18 protein-coding genes are annotated in these 17,497 nt (G+C 32.2%); 9 read left to right on the top strand and 9 right to left on the bottom strand.

Annotation, left to right across the window (positions count from 1 at the left end; translation table 11 throughout):
• Window positions 1-11 precede the first annotated feature (11 nt).
• From ACY2IJ_RS06975 to eno, 9 genes are all read left to right on the top strand, one after another.
• Complete coding sequence (locus ACY2IJ_RS06975) at window positions 12-1,007, top strand: beta-ketoacyl-ACP synthase III (protein ID WP_476726431.1); 996 nt, start codon at window positions 12-14, stop codon at window positions 1,005-1,007.
• Window positions 1,008-1,051: 44 nt separating this feature from the next.
• Complete coding sequence (accB, locus tag ACY2IJ_RS06970) at window positions 1,052-1,537, top strand: acetyl-CoA carboxylase biotin carboxyl carrier protein (RefSeq protein ID WP_476726430.1); 486 nt, start codon at window positions 1,052-1,054, stop codon at window positions 1,535-1,537.
• A 45-nt stretch (window positions 1,538-1,582) separates the two neighbouring features.
• A complete protein-coding gene (accC, locus tag ACY2IJ_RS06965; protein WP_476726429.1) occupies window positions 1,583-2,929 on the top strand; it encodes an acetyl-CoA carboxylase biotin carboxylase subunit in 1,347 nt (448 codons plus the stop codon).
• Window positions 2,930-3,002: 73 nt separating this feature from the next.
• Complete coding sequence (locus ACY2IJ_RS06960) at window positions 3,003-3,962, top strand: asparaginase domain-containing protein (protein ID WP_476726428.1); 960 nt, start codon at window positions 3,003-3,005, stop codon at window positions 3,960-3,962.
• A 104-nt stretch (window positions 3,963-4,066) separates the two neighbouring features.
• Window positions 4,067-4,879 (top strand): MotA/TolQ/ExbB proton channel family protein, encoded by an 813-nt coding sequence (locus ACY2IJ_RS06955; protein WP_476726427.1) that lies wholly within the window; start codon window positions 4,067-4,069, stop codon window positions 4,877-4,879.
• Window positions 4,880-4,887: 8 nt separating this feature from the next.
• Window positions 4,888-5,328, top strand: coding sequence for a hypothetical protein (locus ACY2IJ_RS06950; protein ID WP_476726426.1), 441 nt, complete (start codon window positions 4,888-4,890; stop codon window positions 5,326-5,328).
• An 11-nt stretch (window positions 5,329-5,339) separates the two neighbouring features.
• Window positions 5,340-5,957 (top strand): ExbD/TolR family protein, encoded by a 618-nt coding sequence (locus tag ACY2IJ_RS06945; RefSeq protein ID WP_476726425.1) that lies wholly within the window; start codon window positions 5,340-5,342, stop codon window positions 5,955-5,957.
• Between the two features lie 7 nt (window positions 5,958-5,964).
• A complete protein-coding gene (locus ACY2IJ_RS06940; RefSeq protein WP_476726424.1) occupies window positions 5,965-6,438 on the top strand; it encodes an ExbD/TolR family protein in 474 nt (157 codons plus the stop codon).
• Between the two features lie 155 nt (window positions 6,439-6,593).
• On the top strand, window positions 6,594-7,886 hold the full coding sequence (gene eno, locus ACY2IJ_RS06935; RefSeq protein ID WP_476726423.1) for a phosphopyruvate hydratase: 1,293 nt from the start codon (window positions 6,594-6,596) through the stop codon (window positions 7,884-7,886).
• 64 nt (window positions 7,887-7,950) lie between these two features.
• Here eno and ACY2IJ_RS06930 read toward each other — a convergent pair whose 3' ends face one another.
• From ACY2IJ_RS06930 to ACY2IJ_RS06890, 9 genes are all read right to left on the bottom strand, one after another.
• Window positions 7,951-8,577 carry a 2OG-Fe(II) oxygenase gene (locus ACY2IJ_RS06930; RefSeq protein ID WP_476726422.1) on the bottom strand — a complete coding sequence of 209 codons (627 nt, stop codon included), beginning with the start codon at window positions 8,575-8,577 and terminating at the stop codon, window positions 7,951-7,953.
• 154 nt (window positions 8,578-8,731) lie between these two features.
• The gene (locus tag ACY2IJ_RS06925) at window positions 8,732-9,340 is read right to left on the bottom strand and encodes a superoxide dismutase (protein WP_476726421.1); all 609 of its coding nucleotides are present in this window, start codon (window positions 9,338-9,340) and stop codon (window positions 8,732-8,734) included.
• A gap of 80 nt (window positions 9,341-9,420) precedes the next feature.
• The gene (locus tag ACY2IJ_RS06920; protein WP_476726420.1) at window positions 9,421-9,840 is read right to left on the bottom strand and encodes a 2-thiouracil desulfurase family protein; all 420 of its coding nucleotides are present in this window, start codon (window positions 9,838-9,840) and stop codon (window positions 9,421-9,423) included.
• The gene (locus ACY2IJ_RS06915; protein WP_476726419.1) at window positions 9,837-11,174 is read right to left on the bottom strand and encodes an MptA/MptB family glycosyltransferase; all 1,338 of its coding nucleotides are present in this window, start codon (window positions 11,172-11,174) and stop codon (window positions 9,837-9,839) included. Before ACY2IJ_RS06915 ends, ACY2IJ_RS06920 begins: the two co-directional genes overlap by 4 nt.
• A gap of 49 nt (window positions 11,175-11,223) precedes the next feature.
• Window positions 11,224-12,840, bottom strand: coding sequence for a cellulose synthase family protein (locus tag ACY2IJ_RS06910; RefSeq protein ID WP_476726418.1), 1,617 nt, complete (start codon window positions 12,838-12,840; stop codon window positions 11,224-11,226).
• Window positions 12,837-13,532, bottom strand: coding sequence for a glycosyltransferase family 2 protein (locus ACY2IJ_RS06905; RefSeq protein ID WP_476726417.1), 696 nt, complete (start codon window positions 13,530-13,532; stop codon window positions 12,837-12,839). The genes ACY2IJ_RS06910 and ACY2IJ_RS06905 overlap by 4 nt, the downstream gene beginning before the upstream one ends.
• Window positions 13,525-14,391, bottom strand: coding sequence for a toxin-antitoxin system YwqK family antitoxin (locus ACY2IJ_RS06900; RefSeq protein WP_476726416.1), 867 nt, complete (start codon window positions 14,389-14,391; stop codon window positions 13,525-13,527). Before ACY2IJ_RS06900 ends, ACY2IJ_RS06905 begins: the two co-directional genes overlap by 8 nt.
• Window positions 14,384-16,000, bottom strand: coding sequence for a 4Fe-4S binding protein (locus ACY2IJ_RS06895; RefSeq protein WP_476726415.1), 1,617 nt, complete (start codon window positions 15,998-16,000; stop codon window positions 14,384-14,386). Before ACY2IJ_RS06895 ends, ACY2IJ_RS06900 begins: the two co-directional genes overlap by 8 nt.
• Window positions 16,001-16,090: 90 nt before the next feature.
• The gene (locus ACY2IJ_RS06890; protein ID WP_476726414.1) at window positions 16,091-17,416 is read right to left on the bottom strand and encodes an NAD(P)/FAD-dependent oxidoreductase; all 1,326 of its coding nucleotides are present in this window, start codon (window positions 17,414-17,416) and stop codon (window positions 16,091-16,093) included.
• Window positions 17,417-17,497 lie beyond the last annotated feature (81 nt).

Below are 17,497 nucleotides of genomic sequence, written 5' to 3'. Positions count from 1 at the left end.
ACAATCAATTTATGGCAAAAATAAATGCTGCTATTACAGCTGTTGGAAAATATGTTCCGGATTACGTGTTAACTAACAAGGAGTTAGAGTCTATTGTGGAAACAAATGATGAGTGGATCACAACAAGAACAGGTATTAAAGAACGTAGAATTCTTAAAGATAAAGACAAACCAACATCTTACTTAGCTATTAAAGCTGCCGAAGATTTAATTCAAAAAAAAGGATTAAACCCTGAAGAAATAGACTTGGTATTGGTTGGAACTGCTACACCAGATATGAATGTAGCATCAACAGCAGTATACGTAGCCACACAAATAGGAGCTATAAATGCATTTGGTTATGATTTGCAAGCTGCTTGTTCTAGTTTTTTATACGCAATGTCTACGGCAGCAGCTTATATAGAATCAGGAAGATATAAAAAAGTATTAATTATAGGGGCTGATAAAATGTCTTCTATTATTGATTACGAAGATAGAGCAACTTGTATTATCTTTGGAGATGGAGCAGGAGCTGCTTTGTTTGAACCTAATGAAGAAGGTTTAGGATTGCAAGACGAGTATTTAAGAAGTGATGGTGTTGGTCGAGAATTTCTAAAGATGGAAGCAGGAGGTTCTTTGAATCCCGCAACTCATGAAACCGTAGACAATAAACAACATTACATTAGACAAGAAGGAAGAACTGTATTTAAATATGCAGTATCTAATATGGCCGATGCAGCGGTTAAAATTTTAGAAAGAAATAATTTATCTAAAGAAGATGTAGACTGGTTGGCAGCTCACCAAGCCAATACAAGAATTATTGAAGCTACAGCAAATAGAATAGAATTAGATAAGGAGAAAGTAATGATGAATATTCAATATTATGGAAATACAACATCAGGAACTTTACCTTTGTTACTAGCAGACTATGAAAAACAACTAAAAAAAGGAGACAATATTGTGTTTGCTGCTTTTGGAGGAGGTTTTACTTGGGGAGCTACTTATTTAAAATGGGCTTATAACTCATAAGCAAAAAATATAACTTTAAAGAACACTTACTTAATATAACTATTATGGAATTAAAGGACATTCAGAATTTAATAAAATTCGTTGCAAAATCAGGAGCAAACGAAGTAAAATTAGAAATGGAAGATGTTAAAATCACCATTAAAACAGGTGAGGGTAAAACTGAAACTACAATTTTACAACAAGCAGCTCCATTACCAATGGCAGCACCAGTAGCACAGGCACCTGTAGCTACAGCAACTGCAGTTGAAACAGCCCCAGCTTCAACAACATCTGCAGACGAAGATTCAAAATATGTAACTGTTACTTCTCCAATGATTGGAACATTTTACAGAAAACCATCTCCAGACAAACCATTGTTTGTAGAAGTAGGTGATACTGTACAACCAGATTCAGTTGTTTGTGTAATTGAAGCAATGAAGTTATTTAACGAAATTGAATCAGAAGTTTCAGGAAAAATAGTGAAAATTTTAGTAGAAGATAGTACTCCAGTAGAATTTGGACAACCGTTATTCTTAGTAGATCCATCTTAAGAAAGGAGCATAAGATTTAAGTACTAATTTTCTAAAAGAAATACAATGTTTAAAAAAATATTAATTGCCAATCGAGGTGAAATTGCTTTACGTGTGATTAGAACATGTAAAGAAATGGGAATTAAAACTGTAGCAGTTTATTCAACTGCAGATCAGGATAGTTTACATGTGCGTTTTGCAGATGAAGCTGTTTGTATTGGTCCAGCTCCAAGTTCAGAATCTTACTTAAAGATGTCTAATATTATTGCTGCTGCAGAAATTACAAACGCAGATGCAATACACCCAGGATATGGATTTTTATCAGAAAACGCTAAGTTTTCTAAACTATGTGAAGATCACGAAATTAAGTTCATTGGAGCAACTGCAGAGATGATCAATCAAATGGGAGACAAAGCCAATGCAAAGTCTACCATGATTGCAGCAGGAGTACCATGTGTGCCGGGTAGTGAAGGAGTAATTCCTGATTTTGCTGAATGTGAAAAGTTGGCTGAAGAAACAGGATACCCAGTAATGCTTAAAGCTTCTGCAGGAGGTGGAGGTAAAGGAATGCGTGCTGTATGGAAAGCAGAAGATTTAAAAGATGCTTGGGACTCTGCTCGTCAAGAATCTAAAGCTGCTTTTGGGAACGATGATATGTACATGGAAAAATTAATTGAAGAACCACGTCATATTGAAATACAAGTAGTAGGTGATGCTTATGGTAAAGCTTGTCACTTGTCTGAAAGAGATTGTTCTGTACAAAGACGTCATCAAAAATTAACAGAAGAAACACCTTCTCCGTTTATGACTGATGAGTTAAGAACAAGAATGGGAGAAGCTGCTGTAAAAGCTGCAGAGTATATTAAATATGAAGGAGCAGGTACGGTAGAATTTTTGGTAGATAAGCACAGAAACTTCTACTTTATGGAAATGAATACTCGTATTCAGGTAGAACACCCAATTACAGAAGAAGTTGTAGATTATGATTTAATTCGTGAACAAATATCTGTAGCAGCGGGAGTGCCTATTTCTGGTAAAAACTATTTGCCTAAACTGCATTCTATAGAATGTAGAATTAACGCAGAAGATCCTTTTAACGGATTTAGACCAGCACCAGGTAAAATAGTATCTTTCCATGCACCAGGTGGTCACGGAGTTCGTCTAGATACACACGTATATGCAGGTTATACTATACCACCTAATTACGATTCTATGATTGCTAAGTTGATTACAACAGCTCAAACAAGAGAAGAAGCAATTAGTAAAATGAAACGAGCATTAGATGAGTTTATTATTGAAGGAATTAAAACAACGATTCCTTTCCATAGACAATTAATGGATCATCCAGATTATGTATCAGGAAACTATACAACAAAATTTATGGAAGATTTTGTAATAGAAAAACCAGTTTAAGTTGTATAACAACAATAAATAAAAAAGAGAGCTAATTTAGCTCTCTTTTTTATTTATTGTTATTTTTATAATTATGAGTATACTGTTAATCTACACCGGAGGAACAATTGGAATGACTATGGATAAAACAACAAAGTCATTAATCCCTGGAGGAGTAAAACCTATTGAAGATTTTTTATGTAAAGAAAAATTAAAAAAATATGTGGAAATCCAATCATTGTCCAAAGCCATAGACTCTTCGGATTTTGGCTTTGTATATTTTAAAGAATTAATGAGTTTACTAGGTAAAGAATACCATAATTACGACTACTTTTTAATTTTAATGGGAACAGATACGATGGCTTATATTAGTTCATTGTTAAGTTTTTGTATAGAAGGTTTAAAAAAGCCTATAATTTTTACAGGAGGTCAGTTTCCGTTGTTAAATAAAAACTCTGATAGTGTTGAACATCTAAGAGAGAGTATAAAAGGTTTCATTCAAAACAAGTTTCCTTCTGAAGTGGGAATTTATTTCCATCAAAAATGGCACCGAGCTGTATGTACAACAAAAATAGATTCCAAAGGTTTAGAAGCTTATTATTCACAAAAAAACGAAATTATAAGGCCTATTTCATCACAAAAAGAATTTAAAATAAACTTAATATCAGAAGTAAATATTGCTGTAATTAGATTAACACCTTATGGAAATGAAGAAGTTTTAAGGACATTATTACAAACAAATTCTTTAAAAGGAATGGTTCTAGAAGTGTTTGGATCGGGTAATATGCCAGAATTTAGTACCTCATTAAAAAGACTTTTTAAAGATAATATACAGAAAGGTTTAAAAATAGTTTTGGTCTCACAATGTCTTAAAGGAGGAGTGTCTGTGGGTAGGTATGCTTCTAGCAATCAGGCTAATGAACTTGGTTTTATAAGCGCAGGAACTATGACACTTGAATCTACAGTTGCTAAAATGTTATATTTACATGATAAAAAATTAAATATTCAACAATATCAAAGATTTTTTGAAGAATCGTTGAGAGGAGAGACCTAAAAATGTTAAGAAGATTTAACAATATAATATTTTTTAAAGTAAACATTTTTTTGTTACTTGCTCATCGTTTATCAATTATCATTAATAGTATTAATTAAATAGAAATGAAAAAAGTTTTTAGTATCCTAGCTGTTGCAGGATTAATGTTTTTAGGAACTTCTAATGCGTTTGCACAAGAAGAAGGAGCTACTGTAGATTCTACAAGTGTAGCAGCAACTGAGAATGTTGCAAAAGAGGAGCCAGTTGAAGAAGCATCTGCTCCAGTGGAAGCAACTCCAGAAGAAGAGGCAACTTTTCACCAAATTTTAAAACAACGTTTTATTGAAGGAGGTGCAGGATTCATGGGAATTGTATTAGTTGCTTTAATTTTAGGATTGGCTATCGCAATCGAAAGAATTATTTATTTAAACTTAGCTACTACAAACACTAAGAAATTAGTTGCTAAAGTAGATGAAGCGTTAGCATCAGGAGGAGTAGAAGCTGCAAAAGATATTTGTAGAAATACAAAAGGACCTATTGCTTCTATTTTTTACCAAGGTTTAGATAGATCTACTGAAGGAATTGATGCTGCTGAAAAAGCTGTTGTTGGTTACGGAGGTGTACAAATGGGATTATTAGAGAAAAACATTTCTTGGTTATCTTTATTTATTGCCTTAGCACCGATGTTAGGATTTATGGGAACTGTAATTGGTATGATTGATGCCTTTGATGCAATTCAAGTTGCTGGAGATATTAACCCAGCGGTAGTAGCAGGAGGTATTAAAGTAGCCTTATTAACTACAGTATTTGGATTGGTTGTAGCAATTATCTTACAAGTTTTCTACAATATTATCATTGCAAAAGTAGATAGTATCGTAAACAAAATGGAAGATGCTTCTATTTCTTTGATTGACTTATTAGTTAAATACAAAAAATAATATTCATTATGAGTAGTAAAATATCAAAAATATTAACCGTTGTAATATTTGTTATTGCAGTTGTTGGTGCTGGTTTATATGCTGGTGTTCTAATGGCTGAAGGTGACGATATATATGACAGCGTAAGCCCTATCGTAGAATTTTCAGCATGGTTGCTATATGTTGCTTTAGGAATTACTGTTGTATTTGCAATTGTTAATATATTTAAGAACCCAGAAGATTTAAAGAAAATTGCTATCAACGTAGCCATTTTAGGAGCTGTTTACGCAGTTGCATATGTAACAGCATCAGATGCTGCTGTTTTAGATGTACAAGGACAGGTTTTAGAAGGTGGAGAAGCTGGAGCAACTTCAAAATTAATCAGTACAATTATTAACTATAGTGTATACTTAGGAGTAATTGCAATTGGAGCTGTAGGGGCAGGAGCCGTTAAAACAGCAATTAAATAAATTAACCAGATATGGCAAAAAGAGATATACCAGAAATCAATGCAGGTTCTATGGCTGATATAGCTTTCTTGCTGCTTATCTTTTTCTTGGTAACAACCACTATGGATACCGATTCAGGTGTTTTTAGAAAGTTACCAGAATTACAACCTGAAAATACAGAAGCTCCACCCGTTAAGGAGAAGAATATTTTAGAAGTAAACATTAACCGTTTTGATAAATTATTGGTTGATGACGAGGAAGTTACAATTAAAGATGTACGTCAGTTAGCAATTGATTTTATTGATAACGGAGGAGGTACATACGAAGGAAAAACTTGTGATTACTGTGAAGGGAAAAAAGATGAATCATCTTCAGACCATCCAGGAAAAGCAATTATTTCTGTACAGACAGCTCAAACTACTTCTTATGGTATGTATATATCAGTTCAAAATGAATTGTTAGCTGCATATACAGAGTTGAGAAACAGATACGCAAAAAAGTATATAACAGGTAAATATCAAGGACTTTCTTATACAGACTTATTGAACATCCAAAAGGCTGATAAAGAAAATGCAGATGTTAAAGCTGCATTGGATAAAATAAAGAAAGCATATCCTGAGATATTATCAGATGCAGAACCAATAAAATAATAAGCAGATGTCAAAGTTTGGAAAAAAGAAAAAAGATGTGCCTGCAGTAAACACTGCAGCATTACCAGATATTGTATTTATGCTATTGTTTTTCTTCATGGTTGCAACAACTATGCGTGAAACAACGTTACTAATTAAACCACCAAAATTGCCTAGTGCAACAGAGGTAAAAAAATTAGAGCACAAAAGCTTAGTAAGTACAATTTATGTAGGAAAAGCTAAAAATGCATCTGAAGGTAAAGGAGATAAAATTCAGTTGAATGATAAAATTTCTACAGTAAATGATGTCACAAACTTTATTTACTCTGAAAGAGATAAACACGATGCTGAAGAACAAAAAGCAATGGTAACATCAATCAAAGCAGATGTTAAAACAAATGTTGGTACCATATCAGATATCAAACATGAATTGCGAACAATCAATGCATTAAAAATTAGTTATTCTTCAGGATCTGGAGATGTATCTAATAACTTTAATTAAAAAAAAGCAGTGTGAAAACACTGCTTTTTTTATATAAAAACACTAGAATAAATTAACGAATAGGTTTTCGAAACTTATTTTTTTTATTCTATTTTTCATTTGCAATCTTATGTATATTGCACACCAAAACATAATAATAATTAAAATCCAAATATATGAGCGTTATAGTTAACATTCACGCAAGACAAATTTTTGACTCAAGAGGTAACCCAACTGTAGAAGTAGATGTTGTTACTGAAAACGGTGTTTTAGGTAGAGCAATTGTTCCTTCTGGAGCATCTACAGGAGAGCACGAAGCTGTAGAATTAAGAGATGGTGGTTCTGACTTTATGGGGAAAGGAGTTTTAAACGCAGTTAAAAACGTTAACACTACAATTGCTGAAGAATTAATAGGTTTTTCTGTTTTTGAGCAGAATGCTATTGATAAGGCGATGATTGAATTAGATGGTACACCAAACAAAGCTAAGTTAGGAGCTAATGCTATTTTAGGTGTTTCTTTAGCAGTTGCTAAAGCTGCTGCTAACGAATTAGATATGCCATTATATCGTTACGTAGGTGGTGTTTCTGCAAACACTTTGCCAGTACCAATGATGAATATTGTAAACGGAGGTTCTCACTCAGATGCACCTATCGCTTTCCAAGAATTTATGATTATGCCTGTTAAAGCTGCTGATTTTACAGAAGCTTTAAAAATGGGAACTGAAATTTTCCACAACTTAAAGAAAATTTTACACGATCGTGATTTATCTACTGCAGTAGGTGATGAAGGTGGTTTTGCTCCAACTTTTGATGGAACAGAAGATGCTATTGAAACAGTATTAAAAGCTATTGAAAAAGCTGGATACAAGCCTGGTGACGAAGTAATGTTAGCTTTAGACTGTGCTTCTGCTGAATTCTATGAAAACGGAAACTACAACTACGCTAAATTTGAAGGTGAAGGTGGAGCTGTTCGTTCTTCTAAAGAACAAGCGGAATACTTAGCTGAATTATCTGCTAAATATCCAATTATTTCTATTGAAGATGGTATGGATGAAAACGACTGGGAAGGATGGAAATACTTAACAGAATTAGTTGGAGATAAAGTTCAGTTAGTTGGTGATGATTTATTTGTAACTAACGTAGAGCGTTTATCTACAGGTATTGAAAAAGGTATTGCAAACTCTATTTTAATTAAAGTAAACCAAATTGGTACTTTAACTGAAACAATTGCAGCTGTAAATATGGCTCATAATGCAGGATATACTTCTGTAATGTCTCACCGTTCAGGAGAAACTGAAGATACTACAATTGCTGATTTAGCTGTAGCTTTAAACACAGGTCAAATCAAAACTGGTTCTGCTTCTCGTTCTGACCGTATGGCAAAATACAACCAATTATTAAGAATTGAAGAAGAATTAGGAGAGGTAGCTTATTTTCCTCAAACTAAAGCTTTTAAAGTAAACGGATAATTTCTGATTACTTCATAAAATAAAAAGCACCTCTAAGAGGTGCTTTTTTGTTTTTGTAGAGTAGTTAACCCAAAAACTGTCCTAGTTTGTATGGTTTTTTTAACAACCAACCTGTTAAACTATAACGGTTTTTATTAGATTTTAATACGCTATGTGGTACTTTATCACTTTTAAAAATAACACAACGTTTGCCAATAGGTTCTACTAAAAAAGATTCTTGTTCTGTATAAATTTCCAATTCACCACCATCTCCTTTTTGCCAATTGTCATTTAAATATAGAATAATAGTAATGGTTCTGTTATTTCTATTGTTAAACTGATCCAAATGTTTTTTATAATGTCCACCAGGTGGATAATTAGCCAAATGAAATTCATACCCAGATAATGTTAAAAAACAATATCTGTTAAAAAGTAAAATAACCTGATCTATAAGAGTCCAAAAATTGTTCAGTTCTTTGTCTCTAGGTCTATCAAGCCAAAAGGTATGATCACCTCTTATTTCTGTTATAATTTTATTTTGATCTAAAGCACCAACTCCTGCTTGAGAAAACAAATCTAGTTTGTCTAAGAAAAAAGATCTAACCTCAGTATAAGTTTGATCGTCTAAAAAATTATCTATTACGACATAGTCTTTGCAAGAAAGCTCATCCATCCAGGAAAGCCATTTCTCTGTGTTGTTTGTATTATTCAATCATAATTTTATAAAAGCCCGCAAATATAGATAAAAAAAATACAGATTAATGAAATATTAAAGTTTCTGAAAATTAGATATATACATAAAAAAAATCCATTTTGAACAAATCAAAATGGATTTTAAATTATTGAAAACTTAACTACAAATTAAATTATTTTGCAGCAGCGTAGTTTGCAGATACAGCTTCCCAGTTAATTACATTAAAAAATGCATTGATATAATCTGGTCTTCTATTTTGGTAATTTAAGTAATAAGCGTGTTCCCAAACATCTAATCCTAAAATAGGTTGGTTCCCACAAGTTACACCTGGCATTAATGGGTTGTCTTGGTTTGGAGTAGAACATACGTTTACTTCACCACCTTTGGCAACACATAACCATGCCCACCCAGATCCAAATTGAGTTGCAGCAGCGTTAGAAAACGCGTTTTTAAACTCTTCAAAAGATCCAAATGCTTTGTTAATTGCATCTGCCAATTCTCCTGTAGGCTCTCCACCTCCATTAGGAGACATTACAGACCAAAATAAGTTGTGGTTGTAGAACCCACCTCCATTATTACGAACTGCTCCATTAGACATATCTAAGTTTCCTAAAATTTCTTCAATAGATTTTCCTTCTAAGTCAGTTCCTTCAATTGCAGCGTTTAATTTAGAAGTATAAGCTGCATGGTGCTTTCCATGGTGGATTTCCATAGTTTTAGCATCAATATTTGGTTCTAATGCATCCGTTGCATACGGTAAATTCGGTAATTCAAATGCCATTTTAATTGTTTTTTATTGATTATCTACCAAAGATAAATAACTAATTTTTTTTCAACGAAAAATACTCAAGTATTTTCTATTTAGCTTTTTAATGTTTGTTCTGTACTTATTTTAAATTGATGTTGTTTTAATAAACTACAAAAGACACCGTCTCCTTTAACTAATTTACCCGTAAAACTACCATCATATATTTTTCCACATCCGCAAGAAGGAGATTTTGATTTTAAAATAGCTTGGGTACACTTATGGTCCAAGGCTATTTTTAATGCTTTTTTAGCTCCTTGTTTGTAAAAACTAGTAACATTTTCTCCTTTCTTATTTATAATTTTATTTCCTTGTATTTCTGCAGGCAATCTAGGTGTAGGCAAGCCTCCTAATTCTTCTGGACATACAGGAATGGCTTTGCCTTGTTCTACCAAACTAATAATGTAGGAGTTGGGTTTTGCGTTACCATCAAATCTACAAGGAATATTTGCCAAACAAGCACTTACAACAATCATAATTTAAGTTTTGAAGAATACTTAAAGGTAAAAATTTCTAAAAGGAGTAATGTAATTACAAGACTATATTCCAAACCGACTAACCATAAGTTTTCTTGGTAAGAATTACTCACATACGCACTGTAACTTAGTATAATAGTATACGACCACAAAAGAGGAAAACGAAAACGTGTAAATATGCTTAAAAATAAAGGGATGGCTATATACCAAGGATGTACAATACTGGATAAGAAATAATAAGCACAAATTGTAAATAGCATACTTGTAACAAGTGTGGTTTTTTTCTCGTTTTTTCTTAGAAATGCAAGTGCCATTGTAATAGCAATTACTACAAATGGTGTTACCTTACCTACACTTTGAATCATATTGTATCCCTTTATTTTATGTCCAATAGCTCTAATGATGTAATATATACTAGCGTTGAATTCAAAATTCTGAAAATACAATTCTATACTAGACATAAAGTTGCTGTATAATTCTTTACTAGCAAACGGAAGAAACAGTAGTATGTTTATCAACCCTACAATACATCCATAGATAAAGAGTTTTTTAACCCCTAATTTTTTATAAAACACAGGTAAAAAAATTAACGGAATTAATTTTATAGAAACAGCTCCTGCAAATAAAATAGCAGAGATTTGATTTTTTTGTTGGAATAAATAATACAAACTAGCACTCAAAAAAGCAATCATCATTCCCTCGTAATGTAAGTTTCCTGTTAGTTCTATAATGATGAATGGATTTAGAAAATACAAGAATATTTTTTTAGATTCTAATTTAAAAAGAGTTAAAAGTTTGCTTCCAAAATACAAAGTTACTAAGTCAGATAAAATCAAAGTAATCCTCATAATTAGAGTACTAGTTAACAAATGTTTTCCGTCTAACAATGCAGGAATTGCAAATGCAAATTGATTTAAAGGAGGGTAACAGGTATAGTGACTCCCATTCATAACTCCCATTCCTTTATACAAAGTAGTGCCTTCGGAAATAAGTGTAGGTGTGTTTTGAGGTAGAATTAAATAAGGATTTATTCCATTTGCTAGTGCTCTACCATCCCATAAAAAGCGATAAAAATCATCGGAAAGATTGGGAATGGCTATCAAAAAAATAAAACGAAATACCACACCAATAACAATTAAGTGTTTGTTACTTAGGTTGCTGTATTGATACAAAAGAACAAAGCCTATAAAAAGAAGTGAATAATAGCTAAAGACTTTAGAAAAATTTGTTCTAACGGTAGTATAGGCAAACAAGTAATAACTTACGGTAGAAAGTAAAATGACCAACAAAGCTATTTTGTTAGTCATTTTAAATGTGGTTAAAAATGGTTTCATTTTGTAAAATTTGTACTTTATATGTCGATAAAACCGGTCTTTTAGTACATTATACTTTTTTAAAAACCGATTTGTAAAAAATAAATCCGAAACCTAAAAACAGCATAATATGGAAGATAAGCATTCCAGAATCATAAGGCATATACCATTCATTAGCTGCAAATAGATTGTTTTTGTTAAAAGTATAATTGGTGTTTTTATTATTTGTACCAATATATCTTACCAGCCAAGCGCTCACAATACCAAACAAAAAGTATACACATAAAATACCTTCATAAACTACGTTTTTAGAAGGTTTTTTACGGATGTATTTGTTTTTTTTCCAACCGTCTAAAGATTTAATATTGAATTTTGGAGTTCTAACAAACTCACTTCTTTTACGTCTGTGTCCTTCTAATACCGCTCCTGTATTGTTTAAAGATAAGCCCATGGCTACACTAAAAAAAGTAAAAAAGGTTCTTGTGTACTGAATAAATCCTTTAAGTCCACTTTTTTGTTGTACGTTTTTGTACATGTACCAGTAACAAATAAAAAAGATAAGTGTACTAATGGCAAAAAAGCTCATGGCAATAAAGTAACCCTTAAAGTTGTCAAAATAATTTTTAATATACAGCATTGGAACGCTTAGTACACCCACAATAAACACGTTTAAAAACATGGTACTGTTTAGCAAATGTAAAACACAATGAGCTTTGGTTTTAAAAGACAAATTAGAGTTTATAATTTTTCGGAACATTTTTTGAAAGTTTTCTGCCCCTCCTTTGTTCCATCTAAATTGTTGTGATCTAGCAGCACTAATTACAACAGGTAATTCGGCTGGAGTTTCTACGTCTACCAAATATTTAAATTGCCATCCTTTTAATTGAGCTCTATAACTTAAGTCTAAATCTTCAGTTAAAGTATCTCCTTCCCAGTTTCCAGCATCGTAAATACATTCTTTTCTCCAAATACCAGCAGTTCCATTAAAATTAATAAAATGTCCTTTGGCATTTCGTCCCATTTGTTCTAGTGTAAAATGGGCATCTAAAGCAAAAGCTTGTATTTTGGTTAATAAAGAAAAATTACGGTTAATATGTCCCCAACGGGTTTGAACAACTCCTATTTTTTTATTTTTAAAATAAGGAATGGTTTGATGCAACCAATCGCTTTTGGGTAAAAAGTCAGAATCAAAAATGGCAATAAATTCACCTTTAGCAATGGCCAATCCTTCTTTTAAAGCTCCAGCTTTAAAACCTTGTCTGTTAGTTCTAGTTATGTGTGTAATGTTTAAACCTGTGTGAGCTAATTTTTCTACTCTTTCTCTTGTTTTTTCTACGGTTTCGTCGGTAGAATCATCCAAAACTTGAATTTCTAATTTTTCTCTAGGATACTCAATTTTAGCAATGTTTTTTAGCAAACGCTTCATTACATATTTTTCATTAAACACAGGTAGTTGAATGGTTACGTAAGGAACTTCATCAGGATTGTTTAAATCAAACTTAGGGCTGTTATCGTTTTTTTTAGAACGATTGGCTTTTAGATAATTGAATAATAAGTTAAGTTGAGCCAATGCATAAAAAAACACCATTAGCAAAGAAATAATATAAATAACCAACAGTACACAACTAGTGATGTAAACAATATTATTGGTTGATTTAGAGAGTAAAAGTAACACGTTATGAATCATTTTTTTAAGCTATATTTAAAAATCCAGCTCAGGATTTTAATTCCTGCAAAGATAGTCCCTTTTATGGTACCAGACACTTTAGAAACTCCAATTCTTTCTCTATATTTTACTGGGATTTCGGTGTATTCCAATTTCTTTTTTAAAGCTTTTAATTGCATTTCTATGGTCCAGCCATATGTTTTATCTTGCATTTCTAATTGCAACAATGCAGTGTATTTAATAGCTCTAAAAGGACCTAAATCTGTATAACTGGCATTAAAAAAAAGTTTCATTAAAAAGGTAGCCAGCCAATTTCCAAACACTTGTTGGGGAGTCATAGAATTTTTGGCTCTTTGAGAATTGTTTCTGGACCCAATTACAAAATCATAATTTTGTGTAGTTATGGGTAAAATAAGTTCTGTTATTTGTTCCGGATAGTCTGAATAATCACCATCTAAAAACACTACAATATCGGGGTTTAATTGCTTGTTATCAATATATTCCATTCCCTTTAAACAAGCATAACCATATCCCATATTAAGTTCTAACAATACTGTGGCACCTGCATTTTGTGCTACTAGGGCTGTATTGTCTGTAGAATTGTTATTCACAACAATAACTTCATCAACAATATTTTTAGGAATGTCGTTAATAACTTTGGCAATAGAGTTTTCCTCGTTATAAGCAGGAATAATAACTACGGTTTTATTCATTTAATTTTGTATAATCTTTTTTAAAAGAACTCCAAGAAGTCCATTCTTTTGTTTGAACTCCATTTTTAAAATATCTGCCTTTTACAATTTTATCTTTTTTGTAATACAAACAATAACCGTTTAAGCGATTTTCTTTGAGTTCACATTTATGAGACAAACTTCCGTTTTTATTAAAAAAAATCCACCATTTATTTTGTTTGTTTTTGGTAAAATTTCCTTCTTTTAACGGGAGGCCTTTTTGTGTGTAAAAATGCCAATATCCATCTTTTAAATTCTGATTAAAATTCCCACATTTTAACAAAATTTGATCTTTGGAATAGTATTTCCAATATCCATTTTTTTGATGATTGATGATAGTTCCTTCGGCTTTTAAATTTCCGTTTATATGGTATTTCTTTACAGTATAATTTTGACTATTATTGATATAATTTTTCTCGAAAACTAATTGCTTATTTTGATAATATTTCCATTTTTTACAAGGTTTGTTTAAATGATAATTTCCTACAGAATCTAGATGTTGATGGGTATAATATTTCCAAGTATTCTCTTTTAAATTGTTCTGATAATATCCTTTAGCTACACCATTAGTGTGAAAGTATTCTTTGGTATAACCATTTTTTAAATTGTTTTGATACCATCCTTCAGAAGTAAGTTTGCCTAAACTGTTGTAATTTCTTTGATAGTAATGAACCGAATCTAAATAAAAGGTTTTCCAATACTTTGCAGGTTTGTTGTTTAACGTATACCATTCGTGTTGTAGTTTTTCATTATTAAAATATTCTTGATGCAAAACTTCCTTTTGCTGCGACAATACAACAAAAGGAAGTAATAAAAATATTTGTAAAAAAGGTTTAATCATTTTTTTGGGTCATGCTTAACAAATCAATATCATTACCTAAAAGGATATCATTTACTTTAGTTCTAGAGCTTCCGGTATCATCACCATTTTCTAACTTTAAAACTCCACGAGGACAAACCGCAGAACAAACACCACAACCTACACAAGATGCACGTACAATGTTTTGCCCCTTTTGTGCGTAAGAACGTACATCAATACCTTGCTCACAATAAGTAGAACAGTTTCCACAAGAAATACATTGTCCTCCATTGGTGGTAATTCTAAATTTAGATTTAAAACGTTGTATCAATCCTAAATACGCAGCTAACGGACAACCAAAACGACACCAAACACGGTTCCCTAAAATAGGATAGAATCCTGTTCCTATGACACCCGCAAACATAGATCCTATAAAAAATCCATACCAATTTTGTACATCGTAAGCAGAAATTCCAAAGGCTAATTCTTTCCAACTAGGAATTTCGGCAAAGTATACATACAAGGTCAAACCTGTCATTAAAATAGCAAATACCAAAACACCATGAACCAACCAACGCTCTATTTTCCAAGAAAATAAAGATTTGTCTGATAGTTGTCTGTAAGGATCTCCTAACGTTTCGGCCAAACCACCACAACCACAAACCCAAGAGCAATACCATCTTTTACCGTAGAAATAGACCATTACCGGAACAATAACAAGTGTTAATGCAATTCCCCAAACAAACATAAAAATCCCTAAGTTTCCACTTTCAATCAATCCGTTAATGTTCCAATCAAAGAAAAAAGTATAGTTTAATGGCCATGCATTTTTAAAATCGAACCAAGGTTTGTTAAACGCCACTAAAATTTCTGGAATTAAAAAAGCAAATGCAATTTGAAAGAACAAAACAACAGCAGTTCTAATTATTTGGTATTTGTTATGACGGTATTTGATAAACATTCTAACAGCAAAAACAGTCATTACAGAACAGTACATAAATCCGTATAAAAACCATTGGCTGGCAGGATTTCCGTTTAACGATTTGCTAATTCCATCAACAGCTAAAATTGGGTTGATAATGTAGTTGGGAAAAAAGTAAAGAAATATATAAAATGCAATAAAAAAGAATGCGGTTATAAAACCAATAATTCCTCTATTGGTAGCACTGTGCTGAAAAATTCCATTGTTTTTAATTCCTGCAGGTCCTAATAATTTGTAGTCGGGAATAAACACCAGCAATCCTCCAATAATAGCCAAACCAAAAGTTAAGAAAAACCAAAGAGAGGTATGGTTTACAAACCAACCGGTAGCAGAATTTCTGACCAGCGGATAGATGTATTCTTTAGAGGTTTTACTCCATTTTACATGTACAACTTTGTTCCAATCTATTTCAGGCTGACTTTTTTGATACGTATTAGATTCTTTAAAATGATTAAGAATAAGGTTGGAAATTTTCCAAGCACTCATTTCTTTGTTTACAATGGCTTTTTTAGTGTTTTCTATAAACATTTGGCTCTTTATGCCTTTATTTTCAATCCAATTGTTGTAGGTTTTTGGAGTAACTTTATAGGTTCCTGTAAATAGACTTCCTACAAAAAAGGTAAAACCTAAGAAAGTAAGTATATATCCTATATTTTTAATTGTTTTCATTTTCGTTTTGGTTGATGGTTATTAGTTGTTGGTTGATGGTTCTGAAGTCTTGCTGTTGTGAGCTAGGAATTAAGAACCAAGAACCCGTAACTAAGCAAAAATTCGCTTCCAGCTTTTCTTTTTAGCTTTTAGTTGCGTTCCGTTTTCTGAGTTGAATTTTGATAAGATTTCTTCTTCATATTGTGTGTAGAATTCAGGATCAAAGTTGGCATCCTTTAAATGTTCCAAAACATATTCAATACTACGCTCATCGGTTAACCATTGGTCAAAAACCTTGTGTCTTAATCTAATTCCAAATGTATTTAGGCCAATAAATTTTCTAGAAGTTTTATCATAATTAAAATGCATACACATTTTGCCATCTTTGTGTTCCCAATAAAAACGAGCTTCGTTTTCTTTAGGTTGAGCCCAAATCCAGCCGTAAGTTTGGTATTCTATGTCTAAAAATTTTGCAGAGTTAAACCAATGTCCTGGTTTGTACTCTGTAGGCACACCACAAATGGTTCTAGCTACAGTTTCTCCCATCATTCTACCTGTATACCAAACAGCCTCAATAGGTCTACGTTCTCCAATGGCTTTGTGTTGCTGTGCACAGTCACCAATAGCATATATGTTAGGAATGTTGGTTTCTAAATGTCTGTTAACCAAAACACCTTTGTCCAATTCAATTCCAGATTCTTTTAAAAAGTTTACGTTAGGTCTTACACCAGCAGTTAAGCCAACCAAGTTACATGCTATGGTTTCTCCTTTGTCTGTAGTAATGGCTTTGGCTCTACCGTTTTCATCACTTAAAATTTCTACCAAGTTGGTTTCTAAACGTAAATCTATATGGTGTTCCTTTATGTGCTTGTTAATCATTGCCGATTCTTGAGCAGGTAAAACTCCGTTCCAAAAACTTTTTTCTCGAACCAAAAATGTAACGGGAATATTTTTAGAAACTAACATTTCTGCCATTTCAATACCAATCAATCCACCACCTACAATTACGGCTCTGTGACAATCTTTGTAATATTTGGTAATGGTATCTAAATCTTGTTTAGAATACATTCCGGTAACGGCTTTTAAATCTTGACCTGGCCAACCAAATTTATTAGGTGTAGATCCAGTAGCAATAATTAAATCGTCATAATTTAAAGTTTCTCCATTGTCTAAAATCAATTCTTTAGCGTTTGTATTTATTTTGTTTACGTATGCTTTTATCAAATCGATTCGGTTTTTTTTCCAAAACCAATTTTCGTAAGGTTGGGTATGTTCAAATTTCATGTGTCCCATAAAAACATACATTAATGCAGTTCTAGAAAAAAAGTAATCTGTTTCTTTAGAAATAATGGTAATACGATGATCACATTTTTTTCTGATATGTCTTGCAGCAGTAACTCCTGCAATTCCATTACCAATAATAACGATGTTTTTCATGTGCCTAAAATTTGATTTAGTTTCAATTTACAAGCATTCTGTCGCAACTTTTTTAAACTTCTTAAAAAATACTATTTATTT

It is taken from the genome of Wenyingzhuangia gracilariae (assembly GCF_056387575.1).
This window is presented reverse-complemented; position numbering and strand designations above follow the sequence as displayed.